Origin of the sequence: Flavobacterium aciduliphilum (assembly GCF_003268855.1) — a bacterium.
Classification (GTDB): Bacteria; Bacteroidota; Bacteroidia; order Flavobacteriales; family Flavobacteriaceae; genus Flavobacterium; species Flavobacterium aciduliphilum.
Map to the genome: position 1 here is coordinate 1 of NZ_QLSZ01000020.1, position 5523 is coordinate 5523.

General features: G+C 46.4%; 2 tRNA genes and 3 rRNA genes. All 5 read left to right on the forward strand.

Annotated elements, in window-relative coordinates:
- Positions 1–384 precede the first annotated feature (384 nt).
- The 5 genes from CLV55_RS12695 to rrf all read left to right on the forward strand — a co-directional run bounded on the left by CLV55_RS12695 (position 385) and on the right by rrf (position 5506).
- Positions 385–1900 (forward strand): 16S ribosomal RNA (locus tag CLV55_RS12695).
- A gap of 72 nt (positions 1901–1972) precedes the next feature.
- A tRNA-Ile gene (locus CLV55_RS12700) sits at positions 1973–2046 on the forward strand.
- Between the two features lie 87 nt (positions 2047–2133).
- Positions 2134–2207, forward strand: a tRNA-Ala gene (locus CLV55_RS12705).
- Between the two features lie 153 nt (positions 2208–2360).
- A 23S ribosomal RNA gene (locus CLV55_RS12710) occupies positions 2361–5237 on the forward strand.
- Between the two features lie 160 nt (positions 5238–5397).
- Positions 5398–5506: ribosomal RNA gene (gene rrf, locus CLV55_RS12715) — 5S ribosomal RNA — on the forward strand.
- The 16S, 23S and 5S rRNA genes sit together here with 2 tRNA genes alongside, the layout of an rRNA operon.
- Positions 5507–5523 lie beyond the last annotated feature (17 nt).

The window sequence follows — 5523 nt, forward strand, 5'->3', positions numbered from 1 at the left end:
GAATAGAAAAAGGCGAAGTTCATTAAAAAGATTGTTAAAAAAAACTTTAAAAAAGATTTGTGAGATTAGATAAAGGTATTATCTTTGCAGTCCGCAAAACGGATAAGTTTTTTGAGATATTTGGATGAAGAAAAAAAGGAAATTTTTTTTTTCGATTTTCTTGCCAGATAAAAAAAAAGATGTACTTTTGCACCCGCTAACTCAGACAAGGCAATCATCGCTTACGAAAAAGAGTAGTGATTGGGATTTTGGGAAGCGAAAAAAATAGAAGACTACGTTCATAGACATATTGAATTGACAGCCGTTTTTACAGTGATGTAAAAACAGAAAAAAAAGAAAGTAAGGCTAATCGATATTGAGAGATAATCTACAATATTAAAAAATACGATGAAGAGTTTGATCCTGGCTCAGGATGAACGCTAGCGGCAGGCCTAACACATGCAAGTCGAGGGGTAGAAGTTGCTTGCAACTTTGAGACCGGCGCACGGGTGCGTAACGCGTATGCAATCTACCTTTTACAGGGGAATAGCCCAGAGAAATTTGGATTAATGCCCCATAGTATATATTATTCGCATGTTTGATATATTAAAGTTCCAACGGTAAAAGATGAGCATGCGTCCCATTAGTTAGTTGGTAAGGTAACGGCTTACCAAGACGATGATGGGTAGGGGTCCTGAGAGGGAGATCCCCCACACTGGTACTGAGACACGGACCAGACTCCTACGGGAGGCAGCAGTGAGGAATATTGGTCAATGGGCGCAAGCCTGAACCAGCCATGCCGCGTGCAGGAAGAAGCATCTATGGTGTGTAAACTGCTTTTGTACGGGAAGAAACACTCCCTCGTGAGGGAGCTTGACGGTACCGTAAGAATAAGGATCGGCTAACTCCGTGCCAGCAGCCGCGGTAATACGGAGGATCCAAGCGTTATCCGGAATCATTGGGTTTAAAGGGTCCGTAGGCGGTTTAGTAAGTCAGTGGTGAAAGCCCATCGCTTAACGATGGAACGGCCATTGATACTGCTAGACTTGAATTACAAGGAAGTAACTAGAATATGTAGTGTAGCGGTGAAATGCTTAGATATTACATGGAATACCAATTGCGAAGGCAGGTTACTACTTGTATATTGACGCTGAGGGACGAAAGCGTGGGGAGCGAACAGGATTAGATACCCTGGTAGTCCACGCTGTAAACGATGGATACTAGCTGTTGGGCGCAAGTTCAGTGGCTAAGCGAAAGTGATAAGTATCCCACCTGGGGAGTACGAACGCAAGTTTGAAACTCAAAGGAATTGACGGGGGCCCGCACAAGCGGTGGAGCATGTGGTTTAATTCGATGATACGCGAGGAACCTTACCAAGGCTTAAATGTAGATTGACGTATTTGGAAACAGATATTTCTTCGGACAATTTACAAGGTGCTGCATGGTTGTCGTCAGCTCGTGCCGTGAGGTGTCAGGTTAAGTCCTATAACGAGCGCAACCCCTGTTGTTAGTTGCCAGCGAGTCATGTCGGGAACTCTAACGAGACTGCCAGTGCAAACTGAGAGGAAGGTGGGGATGACGTCAAATCATCACGGCCCTTACGCCTTGGGCTACACACGTGCTACAATGGCCGGTACAGAGAGCAGCCACAACGCAAGTTGGAGCGAATCTATAAAACCGGTCTCAGTTCGGATCGGAGTCTGCAACTCGACTCCGTGAAGCTGGAATCGCTAGTAATCGGATATCAGCCATGATCCGGTGAATACGTTCCCGGGCCTTGTACACACCGCCCGTCAAGCCATGGAAGCTGGGGGTACCTGAAGTCGGTGACCGCAAGGAGCTGCCTAGGGTAAAACTAGTAACTAGGGCTAAGTCGTAACAAGGTAGCCGTACCGGAAGGTGCGGCTGGAACACCTCCTTTCTAGAGCAAGATGCTTTTGATAAAGAGTAGTTTTACTTTCTGCTGTTAATTTAAGAAAAAGAGCAAATACAGAGTCTCGTAGCTCAGCTGGTTAGAGTACTACACTGATAATGTAGGGGTCGGCAGTTCGAGTCTGCCCGGGACTACTGAATTAGCTTAAAGGAAATTTTAGGAGTTGAGGTATTATGAATAAATATTCATAATTCATAATTCACAATTCATAATTAGAAATTGGGGGATTAGCTCAGCTGGCTAGAGCGCCTGCCTTGCACGCAGGAGGTCATCGGTTCGACTCCGATATTCTCCACTGTTTAATTTGAAAATTATCATATTTTCAGATTATAAAAGTTCATTGACATATTGAGATAAGAAAATAATAAGAAAATAGAAAGCACAGTAGATTTGCGATTTATCGCGAATTTATATAAGTCCTATTTATTTTTAGGAATAAATAGGCGGCACATAAGCAAAATAAGGGCGTATGGGGAATGCCTAGGCTCTCAGAGGCGAAGAAGGACGTGATAAGCTGCGAAAAGCTACGGGGATTGGCACACACGAAATGATCCGTAGATATCCGAATGGGGCAACCCACTATGTTGAAGACATAGTATCCTGATAAGGAGGCGAACCCGCTGAACTGAAACATCTAAGTAGGCGGAGGAGAAGAAAACAAAAGTGATTCCGTAAGTAGTGGCGAGCGAACGCGGATTAGCCCAAACCATGGTTGTTACGGCAATTGTGGGGTTGTAGGACCACGGCATTTCATGTAAATTGAACTAGAACTACCTGGAAAGGTAGACGATACAGGGTGATAGTCCCGTATAGGTAAGAGATATAATGGATAGTGGTATCCTGAGTAGGGCGGGGCACGTGAAACCCTGTCTGAATTTGGCGGGACCATCCGCTAAGGCTAAATACTCCTGAGAGACCGATAGTGAACCAGTACCGTGAGGGAAAGGTGAAAAGAACCGTGAATAACGGAGTGAAATAGAACCTGAAACCATACGCTTACAAGCGGTCGGAGCCCTTAAGTGGGGTGACGGCGTGCCTTTTGCATAATGAGCCTACGAGTTACCGTTGCTGGCAAGGATAAGAGCTTAAGGCTTGGATCCGTAGCGAAAGCGAGTCTGAATAGGGCGCTATAGTCAGTAGTGGTAGACGCGAAACCGTGTGATCTACCCATGGGCAGGATGAAGCTGTGGTAACACATAGTGGAGGTCCGAACCGGTTGTCGTTGAAAAGACTTCGGATGACCTGTGGGTAGGGGTGAAAGGCCAATCAAACTCGGAAATAGCTCGTACTCCCCGAAATGCATTTAGGTGCAGCGCTGAAGTTAAGTTATATAGAGGTAGAGCTACTGATTGGATGCGGGGGCTTCACCGCCTACCAATTCCTGACAAACTCCGAATGCTATATAATATAATCAGCAGTGAGGGCATGGGTGCTAAGGTCCATGTCCGAGAGGGAAAGAACCCAGACCATCAGCTAAGGTCCCCAAATGTATGCTAAGTTGAACAAACGCGGTTTGTCTGCATAGACAGCTAGGATGTTGGCTTGGAAGCAGCCATTCATTTAAAGAGTGCGTAACAGCTCACTAGTCGAGCGGACGAGCATGGATAATAATCGGGCATAAGTATACTACCGAAGCTATGGATTTCTAGTAATAGAAGTGGTAGGGGAGCATTCTAACAGGGTTGAAGGTGTAGCGTGAGCTATGCTGGACTGGTTAGAAAAGAAAATGTAGGCATAAGTAACGATAATGCGGGCGAGAAACCCGCACACCGAAAGACTAAGGTTTCCTCAGCTATGCTAATCAGCTGAGGGTTAGTCGGGTCCTAAGGCGAACCCGAAAGGGACAGTCGATGGCCAACGGGTTAATATTCCCGTACTTCTTATAATTGTGATGGGGTGACGGAGTGATGAAAGTACCGCCAACTGACGGAATAGTTGGTTAAAGCACCTACCTATAAGAGCCGCAGGCAAATCCACGGCTTTTGGGGAAATGCGATAGTACACGGAGTCTTCGGACAAAGTGATAGTGTACCTAAGGGCTTCCAAGAAAAACCTCTAAACTTAGATTATAAGAACCCGTACCGTAAACCGACACAGGTAGTCGAGGAGAGAATCCTAAGGTGCTCGAGAGATTCATGGCTAAGGAATTAGGCAAAATAGACCTGTAACTTCGGGAGAAAGGTCGCCAGCGCAAGCTGGCCGCAGTGAAAAGGTCCAGGCGACTGTTTATCAAAAACACAGGGCTCTGCAAAATCGTAAGATGAGGTATAGGGCCTGACACCTGCCCGGTGCTGGAAGGTTAAGAGGAGATGTTATCTTCGGAGAAGCATTGAATTGAAGCCCCAGTAAACGGCGGCCGTAACTATAACGGTCCTAAGGTAGCGAAATTCCTTGTCGGGTAAGTTCCGACCTGCACGAATGGTGTAACGATCTGGACACTGTCTCAGCCATGAGCTCGGTGAAATTGTAGTATCGGTGAAGATGCCGATTACCCGCAGTGGGACGAAAAGACCCTGTGCACCTTTACTATAGCTTAGTATTGACCTTGGATAAGTGATGTGTAGGATAGGTGGGAGACTGTGAAATGGCGTCGCTAGGCGTTGTGGAGTCATTGTTGAAATACCACCCTTTGCTTATCTGAGGCCTAACCCCATATTGTGGGGGACATTGCTTGGTGGGTAGTTTGACTGGGGTGGTCGCCTCCAAAAGAGTAACGGAGGCTTCTAAAGGTTCCCTCAGCACGCTTGGTAACCGTGCGTAGAGTGCAATGGCATAAGGGAGCTTGACTGAGAGACATACAGGTCGATCAGGTACGAAAGTAGAGCATAGTGATCCGGTGGTTCCGCATGGAAGGGCCATCGCTCAAAGGATAAAAGGTACGCCGGGGATAACAGGCTGATCTCCCCCAAGAGCTCATATCGACGGGGGGGTTTGGCACCTCGATGTCGGCTCGTCACATCCTGGGGCTGGAGAAGGTCCCAAGGGTTGGGCTGTTCGCCCATTAAAGTGGCACGCGAGCTGGGTTCAGAACGTCGTGAGACAGTTCGGTCTCTATCTACTGCGGGCGTTAGAAATTTGAGTGGATCTGATTCTAGTACGAGAGGACCGAATTGGACTAACCTCTAGTGTATCTGTTGTCTCGCCAGGGGCATTGCAGAGTAGCTACGTTGGGAAGGGATAAGCGCTGAAAGCATATAAGCGCGAAACCCACCACAAGATGAGATTTCTTTTAAGGGTCGTGGAAGATGACCACGTTGATAGGCTATAGATGTAAAGGCAGTAATGTCATAGTCGAGTAGTACTAATAACCCGTAAGTTTATGTGCACTATCCCGAGCCTTCGGGCTCGGGAGACAACTTTCTTGATTTTTTTCTTTATCTCAGTATGTTAAGATATTTGCAGCGAAGCTGCAGTGAATAGTAAAAAGTAAAAAGTAATTAGTCAAAAGCTAATTACTAGTCACTAAAAACTAATCACTTAAATTTTAAGGTGGTTATTGCGTCGGGGCTCACCTCTTCCCATTCCGAACAGAGAAGTTAAGTCCGACTGCGCAGATGGTACTGCATCTTGTGGGAGAGTATGTCGCCGCCTTTCTTTTAAAACCTCTATCA